Genomic DNA, 22,473 nt, shown 5'->3' with positions numbered 1-22,473 from the left:
AAACGCCTTATCTGGCATACGTTCAGCACATTACCCCCAGGTCGGATAAGACGCGGCAAGCGTCGCATCCGGCACTTCAATGCACGATTTAAATCTCCAGCGCCAGCCGTGTTCCCTGGGCAATTGCCCGTCGTGCGTCCAGCTCCATAGCTACATCGCAGCCGCCAATTAAATGCACAGTTTTCCCGCTATCAATCAGCGGTTGCGCCAGCGCGCGGTTTGGCTCTTGCCCTGCGCAGATCACCACATTGTCCACTGCTAATACCTGCGTTTCGCCGTTGATCACCACATGCAGCCCGTCATCGTCGATCTTCTGATAACTTACGCCTGGGATCATTTTCACGCCGCGCGAGAGCAGGGTGGTGCGATGGATCCAGCCGGTGGTTTTGCCTAACCCCTGTCCCGGTTTGCTGGCTTTGCGCTGGAGCATCACAATCTGCCGTGGGCTACGCGGGATCTGCATTCCCTGCGGGCTTAAGCCACCAGCCTGTTGCAGGCTGCTGTCGATCCCCCACTCATTACAGAACTCGGCAATGTTCTTGCTGGTGGACTCACCCGGCTGACTTAAAAACATCGCCGTATCAAAACCAATCCCGCCACAACCGATGATTGCTACCTTTTTGCCCACAGGCGCTTTGTCGCGCAGTACGTCGAGATAACTCAACACCTTCGGATGATCGATTCCGTCGATAGGTGGAATGCGCGGTACGATCCCGCTAGCGAGGATCGTTTCATCGAACGACTGTAACTGATCCGCCGTCACGGTGTGATTGAGTTTCAGCGTCACGCCTGTTACTTCGATCATCCGGCGGTAATAGCGCAGCGTTTCGTAAAACTCCTCTTTGCCAGGGATCTGTTTGGCGATATTAAACTGACCGCCGATCTCACTGTGAGCATCAAACAACGTTACCTGATGACCACGTGCCGCCGCGTTAATGGCAAACGCCAGCCCAGCCGGACCAGCGCCGACCACCGCCAGATTTTTTTTCTGCACGGCGGGAAGGATCGGCATTTTGGTTTCGTGGCAGGCGCGAGGATTCACCAGGCACGAGGTGACTTTGCCCACGAAGATCTGATCGAGACAGGCCTGGTTGCAGCCAATACAGGTGTTGATCTCATCGGCTCGCCCCGATTGCGCTTTTGACAGCAGCTCCGCATCAGCAAGAAACGGTCGTGCCATCGATACCATATCGGCATCACCGCGCGAGAGAATGTCGTCGGCAACCTGCGGATCGTTAATCCGGTTGGTGGTCACCAGCGGCAGCGAGACGTGGCCTTTCAGTTTGCGCGTGACCCAGCTAAAGGCACCGCGCGGCACGGGCGTGGCAATGGTCGGAATACGTGCTTCATGCCAGCCAATGCCGGTGTTGATAATGGTCGCGCCCGCCGCTTCAATGGCCTGCGCCAGCCCTACCGTTTCGGCAAAAGTACCGCCGCCTTCTACCAGGTCGAGCATCGACAGACGGTAGATAATAATGAAGTCATTGCCGACGCGTTCGCGCACTGCTCGCACCACTTCAACTGCAAAGCGCATCCGGTTAGGGTAATCGCCGCCCCACTGGTCGCTACGCTGGTTAGTGCGCAGGGTCAGAAACTCGTTGATCAAATACCCTTCGGAACCCATCACTTCTACGCCATCGTATCCGGCCTCCCGCGCCAGTTGCGCGCAGCGGGCGAAATTGTCGATCAGTTGCAGGATCTCTTCATGGCTTAACTCATGGGGAACGAAACGGTTGATGGGAGCCTGCAATGCGGAAGGAGCGACCAGATGCGGTTGGTAGCTGTAGCGCCCGGTATGCAAAATTTGCAGGGCGATTTTGCCGCCTTCCTGATGTACGGCTTCGGTTATGGTGCGATGGTGCGGGATCTGGCTTGCGTCATTGAGCATTGCGCCGCCTTCCATGCCAACGCCTGTTAAATCTGGTGCAATACCGCCGCTGACAATCAACGCCACGCCATGACGGGCGCGTTCCGCGTAAAACGCTGCCAGCCGTTCAGCGCCGTCCGGGTATTCCTCCAGTCCCGTGTGCATTGAACCCATCAGTACTCGGTTTTTTAACGTGGTGAAGCCTAAATCCAGCGGGGCGAACAGCGACGGGTAGCTCATAAAATTGTCCAGTATGTAAAATAATTGTTATGTGGTCGGATGAGTTCTAATTTAGCCGTCGCCAGAGAAAAGGGAAAAAGGGAGTGCGGGGTTTGTGATGGGATTCAAAAAGAATACGCCCATTGGAAATGCCGGATACGACGCTTGTCGCGTCTTATCTGTATATGGACACCTCTCGTTGTGCAAGTACGGTGTTCGAAAAATTAATAGGTAACGTGGTGGTCGTCCTGACAGGACGGCAGGCTACGGAGATAGTCAATCACGCTATCTTTAGCCCGCTCATCCGGGGGCATCTTCGACCATTTCAGAATGACTTCGTCGATAATGGGGGCTTTTTGGTCCCTTTCTGTCTTGCCAGGACGGAGGGCAATTGCGGGCCAGGCGCATGTTCCGCACTCTGATTTCCATCCATCAGTAAGGGCTGTGAAGACCTGAAACTTCGGATGTTTTTGACATGGGGGCTGGTCCTTTTGGCCACTTTCCGCCTAACCTGGACGCGGGGGCGGGTGGGCAGTGGCGGGGTAGCCTCATTTTCCGTGCTCAGGTTTCTTTCCACCAGGAAGGGGAGGGAGGATCTGAAATCAAGTGTTCCTTGCTGGTTGCTTGATACCAGTGCTGCGGCAATGGTGCGAAACAGAGTACGGTCAGCTGTTGCACAAGCTGGCACCCCGCCCCCACAGACCTTAAGGTTCACAGAGCGACTATACCTTCCCGGCGTGACGGTGATGGTATGGCCGGAAAACCCGAAACTGAACGATTCAGGGATTATCTGCTTATCACCCCTCACCGTCTGGTACCGATATAGTGCGTTCGTCATGGCAACTGCCAGTTCGTTAACCCGGTCAGGAACAGCTATGCTGCGGTCCGTATCCGCGTTGATTAATTTTATCATCAGCTTCAGAATTACCCGACTGTGCAGGGTCTGCTGCAGGGCCAGGGAAGTTGCAGCGGCCTCACTGATACGGCATGACACCATTGCCGCGGCAATGGTGCGAAACCGGGCACTGCCAACACATTCACGGACCGTCACCCCGCCCCTACTGACCTCAATCTGCACTAATTTGCTATTACTCTCCGCCTTCGTAAAGGTGATGGTGTGGCTGGAAAAAAAGAAACTGAACCTGAACGGCTCAGTGAATGGCTCAGTGCGTTGCAGCTCAGTCCTCACCACCGTCTGATACAGAAACAGCGCGTTCGTCATGGCAACTACCAGTTCATTAACCTCGTCCGTATCCGCGTTGATTAAATTTATTATCTTATTCAGAATTTCACAGCCGTGCTGGGTCTGCAGCAGGGGCCGAGACATTATCGCGCCCGCGCTGATGCTGGAGTTGCGTGGTGTTACCATGAAATGCATTCCTTCCCCTTGTTTTTCTTCCTTGAGTGAGGGAAAGAAATCATATGTTCCTGGCTGGCGACTGCGTGACATCATTTTTGTGACAAAGGCGTGAAACAGGGCACAGTCAGCATCGCCACGGGCATTCCCCCCGTCCTTGCTGACCGCAATGTTCACGAGATTGTCCCCGTTGTAATCCCTTTTCGTGTTCGTGAAGGTGATGGTGTGGCCGGAAAAACAGAAACTGAACGGCTCAGGAATGTACAGGACACGTTCCGGCATGTTCGGATACTCCGGCAGTTCGTTCGTCATCACTGTGTACGGCTGCAGAGCGTCCGCCATGGTAGCCACCAGTGCGTTAACCTGGTCAGGAACACCCGTGCTGCAGTCTGTATTCCTGTTGATTAAATTTATCATCTCTTCCAGACGTGTCCTGCAGCTCTCCTGGTTCTCCAGGGCCAGGGGCAATGTCATACCTGCACTGGCTTTGATGTGGCATGGTGTTACCATGTAATGAATTCCTTTCTCTCAGGGGGGCAGATAGTGCCGTGTTTGCTCACTGGCCCCCCGGAGAGCGGCTGACCCGTTTGTTCAACTCAACAGCTCCAGCACCAGTCAGTGAACAGGGCGCATAACCGTCGGACCATTAAACGTCAGACGGCAAATCAGTATTATTTTATTAATTTCGGTCAGTTGCATTCCGGTTTTTACCGCAGTTTAAAAGAAAAGAGTGCGTATACCCCCGATGCCGCGGGCCAGGGCGGATAAGGCGTTCACGCCGCATCCGCCAGCTGTTGCAAATTACTGCTTACGGAAAAAATCGTTATACAACATATACAAATGCGCGGCGCTCCAGGAGAAATTGGGTGCGCCTTGCTGTGCGCCTGTCAGCGGGTTGTAATTTTCCTGAATTGGTCCATCGGCGGTTAACCCTTTGGCGTGCCGGAAGAACGTATCCGCCAGCTTCAGGGCATCATCGCGATAACCGTAACGCTCCATTCCTTTCAGACCAAACCAGAACTGATCCACCCATACGCGCCCGCGCCAGTAGATATCAGCGCCAAAGGCCGGATTGGTTAACGCCGCCGTTCCCAGCGGAACAAAGGTGTTGAACTCTTTAGGATCGAGCATCACCTTCACCACCGCGTCGGCGTTGGCCTGCGTTGCTGCACCGTTAAACAGCGGTGACCAGCCTTCTGGCCCTTTACCGCGCTCGACAATCGGTTTGCCCGCGCAGCCGTTCGGCAGCGGTTTATCTTCAATGCGCACGTCATAGTAGAACTGGGTAGTCGGGTCGAACATACAGGTGTTGATGTAGTCCGCGAGCTGCTGTGCCAACTGGCGATAGCGTTTGGCCTCTTCCGGCTTACCGAGTATGGTTGCCATCTCCGCCAGATAATGGTTATCGCTGTACATATAGCTGGCCTGATCCACCGACTCCTGCAATAGCGAGTACCCCAGCAACGTTCCGTCCTGACTGCGGTTTTCGGCGAATTTCACCGTCCAGTCGCTACGTTTGCCGCCATTAGCGACATATTTATCCAGCTGTTCTTTGTCGATAAACCCAAAGACGGCGGCGTCATCACGACCTGATTCCCACGACGCAGCAACCTGTGCCGGAATTTCCAGACTGTCGTACTGGCCTTTCTCCACCACACGGGCGTAGTTGTTCAGCCCAGACTGCGTCTCTTCTTTGTCGCCTTTTTTCACCGTAAACAGCATCTCGCCGCTCTCGGTGTTGTGGGCTTTGTCGCGGGTCGCGCCATATTCCGGCACGCCGTTGCCGTTGTGATCGCGGTTACGTAACCACCAGTCGTGATAGGCCACCAGCTTCGGGTACATCTCTGCCAACCAGGCTTTATCCTGGGTGACGTTGTACACTTCCATCACCGACCAGGCGGCAAGGCTGGGTTTGGTATTACGTTCGTTCCAGTTGCCGCCATCGCCGCCACGCTCGGGGCTAAGGTTCCACGCTATCAGGTCGGGGACAAAGCCCACATCCTGCGGACGCACGCTATCGCCGGGCTGGATCTGCCAGGAGAAGACCGCGCGGATATTCTCTTTGGCGATGTCCGGATTGAAATGCGCCATCGCAAACGCCTGCTTCCAGGTATCCCACGGCCAGGTCTGATTGCCGGAGAACCAGCGCCCGGTCACCGACGGCGTGACGGTGTTATATTTCACCGCACCGCCCGGTGAGCGCCAGTTACCGTTGAGCGTTTCGATCGCTTTCACCGCGACGCGCGTCTGTTCCGGCGTCGCATCCGGATTGGTTAACCCTTTCTTCAGATACTCTTCCCAGCGTTGCTGCGAGGCGGTGAGATAAAACGCCGGACGCGCCAGAATATCGCGGATCTGCATTTGCTCTTTGCTAACTTCCTGAGCGGTCAGCAGATGGGAATAGGTGGTGTAGAGCGTCGTCGAACCGTTGATATGCGCCTTACTGGTAAAGCGATTACCGTTGATTTCAGTCTGCACTGGCAGGGATTTATGCACCTGATATTCTGATTCACCGGAGGTCAGCAGATCCCAGGTGGCGCGCACTTTGCCAAAGGTGACTTTCAGGCCATCACGGGTGGCGCTGATTTTGCGCTGATAGTCAGGGTACTCGCCAGCAATGGTTTTATCGGAAAGCGGTTTCCCTTCTTTCGCTTCCAGTTTTTCCAGCAGCTCGCCGTCCCACACCAGATCCAGCGGTTTATTGCTGATGATTTTAGTTTCCAGTAGTGACGTGCGCGGCGTGGCGAAGCGCAGAGTCATTTCAACCTGCACATCTTTTGCTGTCAGTTTTTGCACCAGCGCGCCGGGAATACTGTATGCCTCCAGCGTGAAGTCGACTTTCTTACTGTCCTGCCAGACGGTCAGGCGGTCGAAATTGCTGGCCATAAAGTTGATGTACTCTTCCGTCAGCAGCGCAACGCCCGGAAAGCCGCCCATGGTGTTCGGGCCGTCTGGCAACAGATGACCATGCCAGGCTCCGAGATCGAAAAACGGATTAAAACGCTGGTGATCGTCGTAATCGTAATCCTTCATGTACTGCGGCGCGCCAGTACGGTTAATCGCGTTTTTATAATTGTCGGCGTTAGCGGCATGGGCGGAAAAACTTATCAGCAGAGCGCAGGTTACTGGCGTTAAAATTGTTTTGATTTTCATGAAATTACAGTCCTTATTACCAGTAGAAATATTGCATCAGGAAGAGTTGGTCGCTGGGATCGTGAGAGGCATTTTTCATGTAGAAGCGGCTATCAAAAGCCGTTGCGAAACGTCCGCCGCCGTATTCGTACCAGATACCAAACTGCATGAAAGAGGTGGTTTCATCGTCAGCGTGGTCATGGCGATGTTTGGCGTAGGTGTAAGCGGTGGAGAGATAAACGCCTTTTAACGCTTCATACATGGCGCTCGCCATTATCCCGCTTTCACTTCCCGGTACGTCCAGCCCGTCGGCGCGTCCGGTATGGTGCCAGGCGCGAGCGGCAAAGTTAGGGGTAAGCAGTCCCGTCAGATAGAGTTGCCCTGTGCCGTCGGTGATTTCCAGACCGTTCATCCAGGTGATGCCTTCGGCAAGGTCATACTGGATGTAACCGTTCATCATTGCCGGATAGGTGTATTTGTCGTCGTAGCGATCGTACTTGCCAAAATGTAGCCAGGCTTTGCTTTCGTCATGATGTCCGGCAGGCGTGGCGGTGACGCTATAACGAAAGTTGCCGCTTAAGTTCTGCACCTGCAGCGCGGTCATAATGTCGCGGGTATTGGGAATGACGTAGCCCAGATCGGGGGTGAAGTCGCCCCACCATTGCAGGTCATCCAGCGAGGAATCCTGACGCAGACTGAGCATGATTTCGGTGCCATCATTGGTTCGATAACCGCCATAGAAACGGTTAATCCCACCTTCGAAACCACCCCAGCTATGGTCAGGCACCCAGGCATTACCGTCGTGGTCGGCCTGTACGGTCCAGCCTTCGCCGTAAATCAGGCCGAACCAGGAGCCGTACTTCATCTCCAGTCCACCTTCAATATAGGTGCCGTCGCTGTATTTATGTTTATTCTCACCCTCTAAATCCATATATCCACCAACCCCTAATTCGCCGTAAAAACGAAATGAAGGAGAAGATGTCGAGGTAATGGCGGGTGTTTTTGTGTCGTCATGTTCTGCCGGACGAGCTTCTTCAGCGACCGCAGAAAACGCGTAGCAAAACGGCAGAGCAAGTAATGCTCTGCATGGTGCAGTGATTAATTTCATTGTGTTAATCCATGAGCTAAAGAAAAAGTACAGCCTTTTATCGTTGTAATTATAAAGATATAAAGGCAGAAACTATTTTCCCTCTCCCCATCCAGGAAGAGGGAAAATGCCTGCTCATTTTTTATTAGTCTGCTTAATCAACATTGCTGGCTGGCGTCGCTTCAATATGGCGCTCTTCAGCCGTTAATCCCTTTATATATTTACTGTATTTCCACCACGCAAAGCCGAGGAAGATAACAATACCGCCGACGTTATAAAAAATGATGGTCAGAATATTCGCGCCAGTCGGGAATGTCGAAGCGACAAACCCTACGGCAAATATCGCAATCAGCATTGAAACAACGATAATACCGGTGCGGCGGGAACCCATACGGAAATCACGTGGCAGGTGATCTAATTTGGCGCGTAAATTCAGGTAAGCCAGCATGATGAATAACGGCGGAAGCATGGACGCTGCGGCAGTCATATTAATAATAGTATTCATCAGATCCTGCACGGTATTGGAACCGAGCATCGGGATAATCATCAGCGGGATGACGATCAGGAACTGGATCCACGCTGCGCGCGCCGGAACGCCGTTTTCGTTCAGTTCGACGGTTTTCTTACCAAAGATGCCTTCCGGGATTTCGGAGAAGAAAATTTTCACCGGCGTTGCGGTCCACATCAGCAGGGAACCGAACATCGCGGTAAAGGACACCAGACCGACAAAGCGATTCATCAACGCTTCCGGTAGACCAAAATACGCCGCCATGCCGTGGAATACCTGCACCGATCCGCCAGTAAATTTCAACTCTTTGCTGCTGACGAAGACGTTAATCAGTACCGAGGAGACGGAATACAGCACACCGATAAAAATCCCGGCGAGGATGATCACTTTAACGAACGATTTCGAACCGCCTTTGACGTCGTTAACGTACACCGCGACGGACTCCGCGCCACCTGCGGCCATAAAGATCCAGGTGGTAACGCCGAGGAACGCCCAGTTGAAGTTCGGGATCATCGCGTCAACAGTGATCGGATCGGCAGGCTGTACGCCGCCAACCAGCGCCGTGCCTGCCAGTAAAATGTAGGAGAGCGTTAACAGCAGCATCAGCGTTGAAGTGACGGAGGTAATTGGCCCCAACATTTTCGCCCCGTTGGTAGAAACCCAGGTGGAGAAGGCGAACAGCACCATACTGATAATGGTGGTGGCAACCGGTGTCATAATATATTCGTAGCCGAGGAAGGCATACGAAGCATAAGCAATAACGCGCGGTAACAGCGAGGTGAAAAAGAACAGGTTTACGAACCAGTAGGTATAGGCAGTAATAAATGCCCAACGCCCGCCCAGCGAACTTTTTACCCACGCGTAGACACCAGCTTCTGAGTTTTTATTTAACGAAACAAATTCTGCGATGATCAGACAGAAGGGAATAAAATAAAAAATCGTCGCGAGGAAAAACATCGGTGCCGAGGCCAGTCCAAGCTCAATATTATTATTGATAACGTTGTTAAAGCTGTAAACGGCGGCAAAAGTCAGCGAGAGCAAGCCGAATTTGCCGATTGTATTACGTTTGGTATCAGACATAACACATCTCCGAAAATGTGTAGGGTAGCGGTGGCGGCAAACTCCTTTTGCCGCCGTAGTTGTTATTTGTTATGGAAATAACCATCTTCGATGGTGACTTTAAGAACCACTTTTTTGACCGCGTTATTGCAGATAAACCGATACGCTTCATGGATATCGCAAATAACGACTTGCCCTTCGTGGACCTCAACGGTTTCTCCGCAGCCTTTTAAATATTCACGGTCAGTTTCATCACGATAATATTCCACTACCTGTAATGTCTCTTTCGGCGCATATTCAATTTTTTGCTGCCCTTGCAGGTAGTAATGCACTTCAAAATAGCGTCGATGCCCGGTAAATAACGCATCGGTCGCGGAGTCATTTTCCACACGGTAGGTCAATGAATCACCGATGGAGTGGGCGACGCCAGGCTGAATGTTGTCGATATTTTCAATCGCTTCAACGCAGCGTTGCCACTTCTTGCCAGAGGCGTAAATCTGGCGGAACTGTTCTAAGTTATCGATGATCCTCATTGCTTATTCTCGCTGTGCAAATTCGTGGAAAAGAACCCTGCGCCGAACTCATACGACGCCAGGCTTTGCGCGGTAGCTTCTCCGCCAGAAATCGGCAGCAACGTAAAGCCGTAGCTGAAGTCACGGAACCAGACGCGCCAGGAGTCCAGCACCTCGCTGCCCCAGGAGTTGGAGCCGAGGCCAAGCAGCTGGTGGTCGAGATTCAGGGTGATGTCATCACTGCGCTGCAACTCGTTACAGTGCTGGGCAGCGTGGATGTTTTCCTGGGTGTAGTGCCAGGCACTGAAGTTAATTGGGCGCTGCGGAATAACCAGCAGACCATTGCCGTGGCGGTTAGTCAGTGCCGTCCAGCGGACATGCTGACGGTTGCCGTTGTTCTGTGGGAAGGGATAGTTCTCGAACATGGCATCGACGGTGCTGCGCCAGATATCGATGATGTTAGCCTGCTGGCTGTCGGCGTAGTTTTCGCCCGGTCCACGACCGTAATACGCCACCTGGTCGTATTCGCCGTTAATCCCCATGGTGAAACCGATGCACGGAATGATGTGCGGATAGTCGCCGTAACGCTCGCCGGAAAGCGCCACGTTAACCTGGCCATCGGCAGCGATGCGCCAGATGTAGGTGCAGCGCATCCCGAAGTCAAACACCGGTGGGGCAATAACCGTGCGGCTGATGATCAACACTTCACCATCGCTCTGTTCTACGGCAAAGTCGCGCAGATGTTCCTGCATGATCTGCAAATGATTCGGCTGCCACAGCCCTTCGTACTCCTGCTTGTGGTTGTCGATCATTGGCTTGAAGAAGTTGATCTTTGGCTCGCGGGTCAGCAGCGACTCGCCATTCACCTGCCAGGATGTCGGTTTGCCACTCATTTTTGAGAAGGTGATCGCGAAGTTGTAGCCGCGAACGGTGCAGCTCAAACGATCGTCTTCCAGCGTCAGCGGACGCGCATTATTCGGTGCGAAAGGTACAGGCTGCGCGGTATTTTCCTTCAGCGGGAACTGATAAGTGGCGATAGAATGCCCGGCTTCGCTGTAGCGGGTGCGGGAATCTTTGGTCACCGTAATGTTGAGAAACGCTTCACGAGCGTCCAGTTGCGGCAGCGTGATCTGCAAGGGGGCTTCGCTGTTCGGTGCAACGTCGCACAGTTTAATCTGCTGCGTCGCGAGCGTTTCACCTTCGGCGCGCACCTCTGCGTGCAGGGTGTAGTCATCAAGCGTGGTAAACCACAGTTTATTTTCGACTTTCAGTTCGCCGCGAGTCAGATCCAGCGCGTGGATTTTTACCGGCGCAATAACCTGTTTGTACTCTTTCAGGCCCGGTCCCGGCGTCTGATCGGAATAGATCAAACCATCAAGACAGAAGTTATAGTTGTTGGGATAGTCGCCGTAGTCGCCGCCGAATTTATACCAGACATTGCCGTTGTCATCCTGCGCCTGGATCCCGTGGTCGCACCATTCCCAGACATAATGTCCCTGAATGCAATCGTGCTTATAGAAGACGTTCTGGTACTCCGTCAGCCCACCTGGTCCGTTCCCCATCGCATGAGCATATTCACAGATGATGCGCGGCTTCGGATGCGGGTATTCACCAAACTCATTCATCAGCGGCACGCGGGTGTACATGGTGGAAATAATATCGACCACTTCAGCATCGCGATCTTCTTCGTAATGCACCAGTCGCGTGTCATCCAGCGCCTTCGCCGCGTGGTACATCGCGCGGATGTTACAGCCATAGCCGGATTCATTGCCCAGCGACCAGATGATGATCGACGGATGGTTTTTCTGCGCGTGAATATGGCGAACAATGCGCTCGACGTAGACTTTTTCCCACTGCGGATCGTCGGTAATACGGCTGATATCGCCGACATTAGCAAAGCCGTGCGATTCGACGTCGGTTTCCGCCATCACAAACAGGCCGTAGATATCACACAGTTCGTAAAAACGCGGATCGTTCGGGTAGTGAGCGGTACGCACGGAGTTGATGTTGTGCTGCTTCATCAACTGGAGATCTTTCTCGACGCGATCCATTCCAACGGCGCGGCCTTTGCGATGATCGTTGTCGTGACGGTTGACGCCGTGCAGCATCACATAACGGTTATTGATCCAGAACAGACCGTCGCGCACTTTGATATCACGGAAGCCAACGCGTTGTGGTACCACTTCCAGAACGTTGCCGTCGGCGTCTTTCAGCGTCATGACCAGATGGTAAAGATAAGGGGATTCCGCTGACCATTGCTGCGGCTGTTCGACAGTAAAAGCAAAGCTGGCGCTGGTCAGTTTTTCAATTGCCAAATGATCAATGGCGCTGCTGTGCACCAGGCGTTCCCCATCAAACAGGGTATATTCCAGCGTCGTTACGACAGGGGAGGCGGCGAGATTTTCCAGCACCACTTCGCAGGAAAGCGTGGCATCGCAATAGGCTTCGTCAAAGTCGGTACGAACGGTGAAATCGTTAATATGTGTTAGTTGTTTTCCGATCAGATAAACATCGCGAAAGATCCCCGCCGACCACCACATATCCTGGTCTTCCACGTAGGTGGAATCCGCCCACTGCATCACGCGCACACACAACAGGTTGTCGCCGGTTTTAACCATCGTGCTGATGTCAAACTCTGCGGTCAGGCGACTGCCCTTGCTGAAACCCACATACTGACCGTTAACGTAGACTTCAAAATAGGTTTCGACGCCGTCAAATTTAATCAGCGTCTGTTTACCCTGCCAGCCGTCGCTGAGGGTGAAAATACGTTGATAGGCACCGGTTGGGTTATCGCTGGGAACAAACGGTACATCGATGGGGAATGGAAAACCTTCGTCGGTATATTGCAGTTTGCCGTGACCTTCCATTTGCCACATGGCGGGGACGGTAATATGCCCCCAGTCAGCCATTAACTCAGAGGTGAAGGCTTCTGGCACTTGCAGCGGGTGGTCAAAAAAGTGGAAATTCCACTGACCGCTTAAGGGCAGAAACAGGCTGCTGGTTTCGCGGGCAAAGGTACGCGCTTGCGCAACAGAATCATATGAAAAAAAGTACGCACGCGGCGCAAGTCGGTTTTCGTGGGTGAGCTGAATGTTTTCCCAGCGATTCATAGGGCCTCCCGGTAGAGAGAAATCGGAACCATTTATGGTGATGGTAGTTTGTGTAATTGCTGGGGAGTTTAGTAAAATTTTTACTAAAAAGTAGCGGGTAAATGCATTTACTTTAACTGGATCACGAAAATAAACGGCAGCACTGTCCGGCAAAAACGATTGCCGGACAGTGTGTAAGGGGATTTAACGGGTCGTGCCGCGCAGTTTTAATTTGCTGGGAACGAAGACTAACAGCGGCAGCGCGCGACCATCGCGGGCTTTTTCATACACCAGGTTAACGCCCTGGCTTCCCATCATTTCGGAATGGATGCGCACGGTGGAGAGCGGCGGAAAGGTAAATCGCGCGGTGGGGATATCATTAACGCTGATAAGTGAAATATCCTGTGGGATGTTCAGGCCACGTTCATGAATCGCCCGCAGTACGCCGATAGCAATGGAATCGGAAGCAACAAACAGTGCCTTCGGATAGTCTTCCCGCGCCAGCATCTGTTTTGCCAGTTCATAGCCCGACGAACTGGAAAAACCGCCGCGCCAGATATCCTCTTCGCGTACCACTTGTTTCAGTCGGCCATATTCCGCAAAGGCGACCTCACGAATATCCGCCTTGCCTGGCTCATCTTCACCGCCAATAAAACCAATACGATTAACGCCCTGGTTGATATAGAAGTCGATGATTTCTTTACTGATGCGTGCCAGATCGATATCCACCGCATCGTAACCGCTGCTAGGTTCGTGAAAGTCGATAAAACAGATATTGTCGGTCAACGCACAGGCGGCGGCGCGCAGGGCGGGCGTGGGTTTGCCGACAATTAAAATACCGGTGACGTTTTTAATGTCTGGTAAGCCGTTGTGTTCATAACAGTTGGTCAGTTCGATCGCCAGCTTTTCGCACTGAGTTTCAATGCCGTGGCGGATCGCCAGATAGTAAGGATCGTTGATCTCCAGCTCCTGCTGGTAGCTGTAGATAGCCAGAATATGGTGTTGGTTAACTGCGCCTGTCTGGAGTTTACGGGCGCTACTGGTCTTGTACTCCAGCTTTTCGGCGATCTCGAGAATGCGATGTTTCGTCTCTTCTTTCACATTCAATGTCGGATCGTCATTTAAGACCCTGGATACTGTCGCCAGGGATACGCCAGCTTCGATTGCGATGTCTTTTAGTGTTGCCATGTTTACCTTTTTTACTTTCCCTGATGTGCGCCTCCATTGTAGAGGAAGTGCTTATCGGATCACCTGTTTTCAGTAAATAAAGCGCGTTTCTTTGACGCTGTAACGGTAACACAGCGGCTTGCGAATGTGATCACGCCTGCATTCTCCATTTTTAGCCTACAGGATTGAGAAAAACTTTTGCTATAGTTTAGTAAAATTTTACCCGAAGGGAGGAAACAATGGAAACCGTGGCTTACGCTGATTTTGCACGTCTGGAAATGCGCGTCGGAAAGATTGTGGAAGTGAAACGTCATGAAAACGCCGACAAGCTGTACATCGTACAGGTTGATGTGGGTGAAAAAACGCTGCAAACCGTGACCAGCCTGGTGCCGTACTACAGCGAAGAAGAGCTGATGGGAAAAACGGTGGTGGTCTTATGCAATCTGCAAAAAGCGAAAATGCGCGGTGAAACGTCGGAATGCATGCTGTTGTGTGCGGAAACCGATGACGGCAGTGAAAGCGTGCTGTTAACGCCGGAGCGGATGATGCCTGCGGGCGTACGTATCGTATAAAAAGATCGGATGGCGACGTCGTATCGCCATCCGATTTGATATTACGCTTCTTCGACACTTACTCGCATGGCTGCCAGCGCCTTACGCGCCGCTTTGATCACCAGTTCACACTGTTCAATGGTCAGTGTCAGTGGCGGTTCAATGCGGATCGTTTTGGCGTTATTGAGCGTTCCGGCCACCAGAACGCGCTGGCGGAACATCTCGCTGGCAAAGTTATAGCCGATTTCGTTATCAACAAACTCAATCGCCATTAACATCCCTTTACCACGCGCTTCCTGTACCAGATCGGGATATTCCCGCGCCAGTTGACGGAAACCGTCCAGCAACATATCGCCTTTTTGTTCAGCCTGAGCCGGTAAGTTTTGTTCCAGCAACACATTGATGGTCGCCAGCGCCGCCGCACAGGCCAGCGGGTTGCCGCCAAAGGTGGTGGTATGCAGGAACGGGTTGTCGAACAGGACGGAAAACACCTCTTCAGTAGCGATGGTTGCGCCAATCGGCATCACGCCGCCGCCGAGGGCTTTTGCCAGACACAGGATGTCCGGCTGTACGTTCTCATGCTCGCAGGCGAACATCTTGCCCGTGCGCCCCATACCGGTTTGCACTTCATCGAGGATCATCAGTGCGTCGAACTCATCGCACAGCTTACGCACGGCGGTGAGATAGCCCGGCGGCGGCAGAATGACGCCACCTTCACCTTGAATCGGCTCAAGGATCACTGCAGCAACATCATCACCGGTTTTTTTGCACTCGCTAAGGGCCGTGCGCATGGCTTCGATATTGCCAAACGGTACATGACGGAACCCTGGCAGCAGCGGCATAAATGGTTTGCGGAAGGTCGATTTCGCCGTGGCCGACAGCGCGCCAAGTGATTTACCGTGGAACGCGCCGCTGGTGGCAATAAAAGTAAACTTGCCGCGCGGTGACTGATAAGCCTTCGCCAGCTTCAGCGCTGCTTCAACGGACTCGGTGCCGCTATTACAGAAGAAGCTGTATTTCAGTTTACCGGGCGTTAGCGCCGCAAGGGTTTTCGCCAGCATCGCCCGTAACGGATCGAGCAGCTCCTGGCTGTGCAGCGGTTGTTTCGCAAGTTGATTCTGTACGGCGGAAACCACAACTGGATTACGGTGCCCCACGTTGAAAATTCCAAAACCTCCAAGGCAGTCGATAAACTCCTGTCCCTGGGTGTCGACAAGCGTATTTAAACCTCCCGCTTGCCACTCTACGGCTCCGTAATCCCCGCCGGCGGTAACAGATTTGCGATACTCTAAAAACCCCGGATTGACATGCTCTTTGAAGTATTCAATCACCTCCCGGTTAAGTGCTTTCATCTCCTCATGATCCAGCGTTCGCTTTTCAATGAGATTCAGGGCGTGGGCGCTGCACGCTAAAGCAGATGCGCTCGAAGGTAACCTGTTCAAAATATGCTCCGGAGGCTCGCGTATCACATGATACCGATTTAAGTATTGCAGGGATTGCGCCACTCCGGCTGCGATCGCGAAAATCGGGATAAACACAAATTCGGTTATCATTTGTGCAATATTTAATGCTATTTGTTAACATATGTTGTTATTTTGCACGGTTTTTGTCGGGTATGGATTTGGCGATTGCTTCACAAATGCACACTTTCAGGGCAACAACTGCCTGATTTTTGGGCAAGATAATTAACGTTTTCGTATAGTAACAGAGTGAAAGTATTTTAAATCAAGGGATTAGATTTATGCTTTAATCACAAATTGCGATCTAAATCAAATTAATCAGTTAAAGATAACCGCAGCGGGGCCGACATAAACTCTGACAAGAAGTTAACAACCATATAACCTGCACAGGACGCGAACATGTCTTCTCATCCGTATGTCACCCAGCAAAATACCCCGCTGGCGGACGATACCACTCTGATGTCCACTACCGATCTGCAAAGCTATATCACTCATGCTAATGACACTTTTGTGCAGGTGAGCGGCTTTACCTTGCAAGAGTTACAAGGGCAGCCGCACAACATGGTGCGTCACCCGGATATGCCAAAAGCGGCGTTTGCAGATATGTGGTTCACCCTGAAAAAAGGGGAGCCCTGGAGCGGCATCGTGAAAAATCGCCGCAAAAATGGCGACCATTATTGGGTGCGGGCCAATGCGGTACCGATGGTGCGCGAGGGAAAAATCAGTGGCTATATGTCGATTCGTACCCGGGCGACGGATGAAGAGATCGCGGCGGTGGAGCCGCTGTACAAAGCGTTGAACGCCGGACGTACCAGTAAGCGTATTCATAAAGGCCTGGTGGTGCGTAAAGGCTGGCTGGGTAAACTGCCTTCATTACCGCTTCGCTGGCGGGCGCGTGGCGTGATGACCCTGATGTTTATCTTGCTGGCGGTCATGCTTTGGTTTGTTGCTGCCCCGGTGGTGACGTATATCCTCTGTGCGTTAGTGGTATTGTTGGCAAGCGCCTGTTTTGAATGGCAGATTGTCCGCCCGATAGAAAATGTCGCCCGTCAGGCACTGAAGGTGGCGACCGGAGAGCGTAATAGTGTTGAGCATCTGAATCGCAGCGATGAGCTGGGGCTGACATTACGCGCGGTAGGGCAGCTTGGCCTGATGTGCCGTTGGCTAATTAACGATGTCTCAAGCCAGGTGTCCAGTGTCAGAAACGGCAGTGAGACGCTGGCGAAAGGTACCGATGAACTGAACGAACATACCCAGCAGACAGTTGATAACGTTCAGCAAACGGTGGCGACCATGAACCAAATGGCGGCGTCGGTGAAACAGAACTCTGCCACGGCGTCGGCTGCCGATAAACTTTCTATCACTGCCAGTAATGCGGCAGTGCAGGGCGGGGAGGCGATGACCACGGTGATCAAGACAATGGACGATATCGCCGACAGTACCCAGCGCATTGGCACCATTACTTCGCTGATTAACGATATTGCGTTTCAGACCAATATTCTGGCCCTGAATGCGGCGGTGGAAGCGGCGCGTGCCGGCGAACAAGGCAAAGGTTTTGCAGTGGTGGCAGGGGAAGTGCGTCATTTAGCCAGCCGCAGCGCCAATGCTGCCAACGATATTCGCAAGCTGATTGATGCCAGTGCTGATAAGGTGCAATCCGGTTCGCAGCAGGTACACGCAGCCGGACGGACGATGGAAGATATTGTTGCACAGGTGAAAAACGTCACCCAGTTGATAGCTCAGATTAGCCATTCAACGCTGGAACAGGCCGATGGGCTTTCCAGCCTGACCCGTGCAGTGGATGAGCTTAACCTCATCACCCAGAAAAATGCCGAGCTGGTGGAAGAGAGTGCGCAGGTGTCGGCGATGGTGAAACACCGCGCCAGCCGACTGGAAGACGCGGTGACGGTGCTGCATTAATCGATATGCCGCATCCGGCAATCGGTGATTAATCCAGTTGCGTAATATCAAAAGCGGCGCGGTCGATCACCGCAATGATCTTTTTTATCTGCGCATCAGTGATATCGCTCTGGTTGACGCGTAAATCCAGCACCGCTTTAAAATTATCCAGTGCCCGCTTCATTTGCGGGTTCTGGCGGAGTGCAGCGCCAACGCAACGCGCTTTGATGCGTTCTTCGATCATCTCCACCTGTTCGCGGTTTTCTTCCAGCCACTGCGCGCCCTGTTCGGTCAGCGCAATCTGCTTCTTACCACCTTCCTCTTCGCGGATGGTAATCAGCGACTGCTCCTGGAGAAAATCCAGCGTCGGGTAGATGACGCCCGGGCTTGGGGTGTAATTCCCCTGGGTTAGATTCTCAATCGCTTTAATCAACTCGTAACCGTGGCTGTCATCGCGCGAGAGAATATCCAGAATCACCAGACGCAATTCACCGTGACCAAAGAAACGCTGCCGACGACCGCCGCCGCGACCGTGGCGACCACCGCAGCATTGACCGTGTTCATGCTGGTGACCGTGTCCGCAGTGCTCATGTTCTGACTTCTCACCTTTGCAGCAGCCTTCATGGCGTGGCTGGCCTTCATGTTTACAACACCCTTCGTGATGATGGCTCATATCAGTCTCCTTTTGCTTGATTAGATATATCTTATTTATATCTGATATGAGCGCTCTTGCAAGTATAAAAATGATTTTTAAACGTGGATGCACCTCACATCCAGGCCGGATAATGCGTTCACGCCGCATCCGAAAGCCTTGCTACGACGCTGAATGTCTTCTCATACTTCAGATATATCAGTTCTACAAATCGCTTGCATTTATCATGATTAACAATCATTATCATTTGCGAAATTTTATTTAGATATATCTGATTACCATCATGAAGGCGATAACAATGAATAACTCCCCCCGCTACCCGCAGCGCGTTCGCAATGATCTGCGCTTCCGTGAACTGACTGTATTGCACGTTGAGCGCATCAGCGCCGGTTTTCAACGCATTGTCCTCGGCGGCGAGGCGCTGGACGGCTTTACGTCGCGCGGCTTTGACGATCATAGCAAACTCTTCTTTCCTCAATCTGATGCTCACTTTGTGCCGCCAACAGTAACGGAAGAGGGCATCGTCTGGCCGGAAGGACCACGCCCACCGTCGCGTGACTATACACCGCTGTATGACGAACTACGCCATGAACTGGCGATTGATTTCTTTATTCACGAAGGTGGCGTCGCCAGCGGCTGGGCGATGCAGGCGCAACCGGGCGATAAACTCACGGTGGCAGGTCCGCGCGGTTCGCTGGTGGTGCCAGAGGATTACGCGTATCAGCTGTATGTCTGCGATGAATCCGGAATGCCCGCACTGCGCTGCCGCCTGGAAACGTTGAGCAAACTTGCCGTTAAACCGCAAGTTAGCGCGCTGGTTAGCGTGCGGGATAACGCCTGTCAGGATTATCTCGCGCACCTTGATGGTTTTAATATCGAATGGCTGGCACATGATGAGCAGGCAGTAGATGCGCGTCTGGCGCAGATGCAAATCCCTGCCGATGATTACTTCATCTGGATAACCGGCGAAGGCAAAGTCGTTAAGAATTTAAGCCGCCGCTTTGAAGCGGAACAGTATGATCCACAGCGGGTACGTGTAGCGGCTTACTGGCACGCAAAGTAACTGATATATAAAAAGAAAAAGGCTGACGATTTCTCGTCAGCCTTTGCTATGTCTGGTGGCCCCTGCTGGACTTGAACCAGCGACCAAGCGATTATGAGTCGCCTGCTCTAACCACTGAGCTAAGGGGCCATGGTAGCGGATTATAAAGTAACTCCGTGTCGCAATCCAGCCATTACCGCGCGCCTGCTGTTTTTATAAACAATGTATTTTCAATCCGTTATACTTTTCCTGGTGATGTTAGAAAGGAGTAAATATGGTTGAGGATATTTTGGCTCCAGGGTTACGGGTCGTGTTTTGCGGTATCAACCCTGGGCTTTCATCCGCCGGGACTGGTTTTCCCTTTGCTCATCCGGCAAATCGCTTCTGGAAGGTGATATATCAGGCCGGGTTTACCGACCGTCAGTTGAAGCCGCAGGAGGCACAGCATCTGCTGGATTATCGTTGTGGCGTCACCAAACTGGTAGACCGTCCAACGGTGCAAGCCAATGAAGTTTCAAAGCAGGAGCTACACGCAGGCGGGCGTAAGCTGATTGAAAAAATTGAAAATTATCAGCCGCAGGCGTTGGCGATTCTGGGCAAACAAGCATATGAACAGGGATTCAGCCAGCGCGGTGCACAGTGGGGGAAACAAACGCTCACCATTGGTTCGACGCAGATTTGGGTGCTGCCAAATCCCAGTGGTTTAAGTCGCGTTTCACTGGAGAAACTGGTTGAAGCGTATCGCGAGCTGGACCAGGCGCTGGTAGTGCGTGGGCGATAAAAAACGCCACCGAAAAGGTGGCGTTTGTGCGGAGGGACTAGTGCCGGGTACGGCGTAACACCTGATCCGGCCTACCGATTAATCGTCCAGGAAGCTACGCAGCACTTCAGAACGGCTCGGGTGACGCAGTTTGCGCAGCGCCTTCGCTTCGATCTGACGGATACGTTCGCGGGTAACGTCGAACTGTTTACCCACTTCTTCCAGCGTGTGGTCGGTGTTCATATCGATACCGAAGCGCATACGCAGAACTTTCGCTTCACGCGCGGTCAGGCCAGCCAGCACGTCGTGCGTTGCCGCACGCAGGCTTTCGGTGGTCGCAGAATCCAGCGGCAGCTCGAGGGTGGTATCCTCGATGAAATCCCCCAGATGCGAATCTTCATCATCACCGATCGGCGTTTCCATGGAGATTGGCTCTTTGGCGATCTTCAGCACTTTGCGGATCTTGTCTTCCGGCATCAGCATACGTTCAGCCAGTTCTTCCGGCGTCGGTTCACGGCCCATCTCTTGCAGCATCTGGCGAGAAATACGGTTGAGTTTGTTGATAGTCTCAATCATATGCACCGGAATACGGATGGTGCGCGCCTGATCCGCGATAGAACGGGTGATCGCCTGACGGATCCACCAGGTTGCGTAGGTGGAGAACTTGTAACCACGGCGGTATTCGAATTTATCAACCGCTTTCATCAGGCCGATGTTACCTTCCTGAATCAGGTCAAGGAACTGCAAGCCACGGTTGGTGTATTTCTTGGCGATAGAAATAACCAGACGTAAGTTCGCTTCAACCATCTCTTTCTTCGCACGGCGGGCTTTCGCTTCACCGATGGACATACGACGGTTGATATCTTTAACCTGCTCGATGGTCAGGCCGGTTTCTTCTTCAATCTGCTGCAGTTTCTGCAGGGCGCGATGCACTTCTTCAGAGACATCGTGCAGTTTTTCCGACCACGGCTTGTTCATCGCAATTGCCGCGTTGAACCAGGTATCGCTGGTTTCGTTGCCGGTAAACAGGGTAATGAAGTTTTTCTTCGGCATTTTGCACTGCTCAACACAGAGCTTCATGATCAGACGTTCTTGCGTACGAACGCGGTCCATCATGACGCGCATGCTGTTGACCAGGTAGTCAAACTGCTTCGGCACCAGGCGGAACTGTTTGAATACTTCAGACAGTTTCAGGATCTCTTCCTGAGCGGCAGCGTGACTGCGACCTTTCGCTTTGATGGTGTCACGCGTTACAACGTACTGAGCGCGCAGTTCCGCAAATTTTTCACGAGCCAGTTCCGGGTCGATGCTGTTGTCATCATCGGCGCTGTCGTCATCGCCATCTTCTTCGTCTTCATCTTCGTCATCGTCCAGATCTTCCTGGGAAAGCTCAGAACCGACGTGAGTGGCGGTAGGTGCCAGATCTTCTTCTGCGTTCGGGTCAACAAAGCCGGTGATCAGATCGGACAGACGCGCTTCTTCTGCTTCAACACGATCGTACTGTTCCAGCAGATAGGTGATCGCTTCCGGATATTCAGCAACGGAGCATTGAACCTGGTTGATCCCGTCTTCAATACGCTTAGCGATGTCAATTTCGCCTTCGCGGGTCAACAGTTCAACGGTGCCCATTTCACGCATGTACATGCGTACCGGGTCAGTCGTGCGCCCGATTTCAGATTCCACGCTGGAAAGCACCTGCGCGGCGGCTTCGGCAGCATCTTCGTCCGCGGTGTTTTCAGCCAGCATCAGATCATCGGCATCCGGTGCTTCTTCCATCACCTGAATGCCCATGTCGTTGATCATTTGGATGATGTCTTCGATCTGATCTGAATCGACGATATCTTCCGGCAGATGGTCATTGACCTCGGCATAGGTCAGATAGCCTTGCTCCTTACCACGGGTGACAAGAAGTTTCAGCTGTGACTGCGGGTTTTGCTCCATAAGACGGTATCCACACTTATTTCATGAGGTTGGTGTTGGGCGATTGACCCGATGTCCTTCAGCCGTTAACGCTGAAATCCAACGGTTGTTTACCGCCAACGATAATTACGAGGGCGTACTTATATATTTGCCGCTGCCTCTCAGTGCGGCTGTCGGGGGCTTCCCGATCGC

The 22,473-nt window shown here is 52.7% G+C and carries 15 protein-coding genes and 1 tRNA gene; 4 read left to right on the top strand and 12 right to left on the bottom strand.

Annotated elements, in window-relative coordinates:
• Window positions 1–88: 88 nt before the first annotated feature.
• The 8 genes from fadH to ebgR all read right to left on the bottom strand — a co-directional run bounded on the left by fadH (window position 89) and on the right by ebgR (window position 14,018).
• Window positions 89–2,107 (bottom strand): NADPH-dependent 2,4-dienoyl-CoA reductase, encoded by a 2,019-nt coding sequence (gene fadH, locus ACJHYD_RS10180; protein ID WP_001551683.1) that lies wholly within the window; start codon window positions 2,105–2,107, stop codon window positions 89–91.
• Between the two features lie 304 nt (window positions 2,108–2,411).
• The gene (locus tag ACJHYD_RS10175) at window positions 2,412–3,953 is read right to left on the bottom strand and encodes a hypothetical protein (protein ID WP_001551682.1); all 1,542 of its coding nucleotides are present in this window, start codon (window positions 3,951–3,953) and stop codon (window positions 2,412–2,414) included.
• Between the two features lie 291 nt (window positions 3,954–4,244).
• On the bottom strand, window positions 4,245–6,596 hold the full coding sequence (gene ygjK / locus ACJHYD_RS10170; protein WP_001551681.1) for an alpha-glucosidase: 2,352 nt from the start codon (window positions 6,594–6,596) through the stop codon (window positions 4,245–4,247).
• Between the two features lie 16 nt (window positions 6,597–6,612).
• Entirely contained in the window at window positions 6,613–7,683 is a 1,071-nt protein-coding gene (gene ygjJ, locus ACJHYD_RS10165; RefSeq protein ID WP_001551680.1) for a protein YgjJ, read from the bottom strand.
• A 133-nt stretch (window positions 7,684–7,816) separates the two neighbouring features.
• The gene (locus tag ACJHYD_RS10160) at window positions 7,817–9,250 is read right to left on the bottom strand and encodes an amino acid permease (RefSeq protein ID WP_001285446.1); all 1,434 of its coding nucleotides are present in this window, start codon (window positions 9,248–9,250) and stop codon (window positions 7,817–7,819) included.
• 62 nt (window positions 9,251–9,312) lie between these two features.
• Window positions 9,313–9,762, bottom strand: a complete 450-nt coding sequence (locus ACJHYD_RS10155; protein WP_001551678.1) for a beta-galactosidase subunit beta — start codon at window positions 9,760–9,762, stop codon at window positions 9,313–9,315.
• Window positions 9,759–12,851: a beta-galactosidase subunit alpha gene (gene ebgA, locus ACJHYD_RS10150; protein WP_001551677.1), complete on the bottom strand. Its 3,093-nt coding sequence runs from the start codon at window positions 12,849–12,851 to the stop codon at window positions 9,759–9,761. The genes ACJHYD_RS10155 and ebgA overlap by 4 nt, the downstream gene beginning before the upstream one ends.
• A gap of 183 nt (window positions 12,852–13,034) precedes the next feature.
• Entirely contained in the window at window positions 13,035–14,018 is a 984-nt protein-coding gene (gene ebgR, locus ACJHYD_RS10145) for a transcriptional regulator EbgR (RefSeq protein ID WP_000212438.1), read from the bottom strand.
• A 218-nt stretch (window positions 14,019–14,236) separates the two neighbouring features.
• Here ebgR and ACJHYD_RS10140 point away from each other — a divergent pair, with 218 nt between their 5' ends.
• Window positions 14,237–14,569 (top strand): tRNA-binding protein, encoded by a 333-nt coding sequence (locus tag ACJHYD_RS10140; RefSeq protein WP_000450588.1) that lies wholly within the window; start codon window positions 14,237–14,239, stop codon window positions 14,567–14,569.
• A 41-nt stretch (window positions 14,570–14,610) separates the two neighbouring features.
• Here ACJHYD_RS10140 and ygjG read toward each other — a convergent pair whose 3' ends face one another.
• Window positions 14,611–15,990 carry a putrescine aminotransferase gene (gene ygjG / locus ACJHYD_RS10135; RefSeq protein ID WP_023063587.1) on the bottom strand — a complete coding sequence of 460 codons (1,380 nt, stop codon included), beginning with the start codon at window positions 15,988–15,990 and terminating at the stop codon, window positions 14,611–14,613.
• A 417-nt stretch (window positions 15,991–16,407) separates the two neighbouring features.
• Here ygjG and aer point away from each other — a divergent pair, with 417 nt between their 5' ends.
• Window positions 16,408–17,928, top strand: coding sequence for an aerotaxis sensor receptor Aer (aer, locus tag ACJHYD_RS10130; RefSeq protein WP_000094690.1), 1,521 nt, complete (start codon window positions 16,408–16,410; stop codon window positions 17,926–17,928).
• A gap of 28 nt (window positions 17,929–17,956) precedes the next feature.
• On the opposite strand, the gene nfeR is transcribed toward aer, so the two are convergent.
• Window positions 17,957–18,580, bottom strand: coding sequence for a DNA-binding transcriptional regulator NfeR (gene nfeR / locus ACJHYD_RS10125; RefSeq protein WP_000018005.1), 624 nt, complete (start codon window positions 18,578–18,580; stop codon window positions 17,957–17,959).
• Between the two features lie 277 nt (window positions 18,581–18,857).
• Here nfeR and nfeF point away from each other — a divergent pair, with 277 nt between their 5' ends.
• Window positions 18,858–19,622 carry an NADPH-dependent ferric chelate reductase NfeF gene (nfeF, locus tag ACJHYD_RS10120; protein ID WP_109553691.1) on the top strand — a complete coding sequence of 255 codons (765 nt, stop codon included), beginning with the start codon at window positions 18,858–18,860 and terminating at the stop codon, window positions 19,620–19,622.
• 53 nt (window positions 19,623–19,675) lie between these two features.
• On the opposite strand, the gene ACJHYD_RS10115 is transcribed toward nfeF, so the two are convergent.
• Window positions 19,676–19,751, bottom strand: a tRNA-Ile gene (locus ACJHYD_RS10115).
• A 124-nt stretch (window positions 19,752–19,875) separates the two neighbouring features.
• Between ACJHYD_RS10115 and mug the strand changes: the two genes are divergently transcribed.
• Window positions 19,876–20,382, top strand: coding sequence for a G/U mismatch-specific DNA glycosylase (mug, locus tag ACJHYD_RS10110; RefSeq protein ID WP_042003623.1), 507 nt, complete (start codon window positions 19,876–19,878; stop codon window positions 20,380–20,382).
• Between the two features lie 78 nt (window positions 20,383–20,460).
• Here mug and rpoD read toward each other — a convergent pair whose 3' ends face one another.
• Entirely contained in the window at window positions 20,461–22,302 is a 1,842-nt protein-coding gene (rpoD, locus tag ACJHYD_RS10105; protein ID WP_000437371.1) for an RNA polymerase sigma factor RpoD, read from the bottom strand.
• Window positions 22,303–22,473: the final 171 nt, after the last annotated feature.

It is taken from the genome of Escherichia sp. WS1368, assembly GCF_046487485.1.
Classification (GTDB): domain Bacteria; phylum Pseudomonadota; class Gammaproteobacteria; order Enterobacterales; family Enterobacteriaceae; genus Escherichia; species Escherichia coli.
This window is presented reverse-complemented; position numbering and strand designations above follow the sequence as displayed.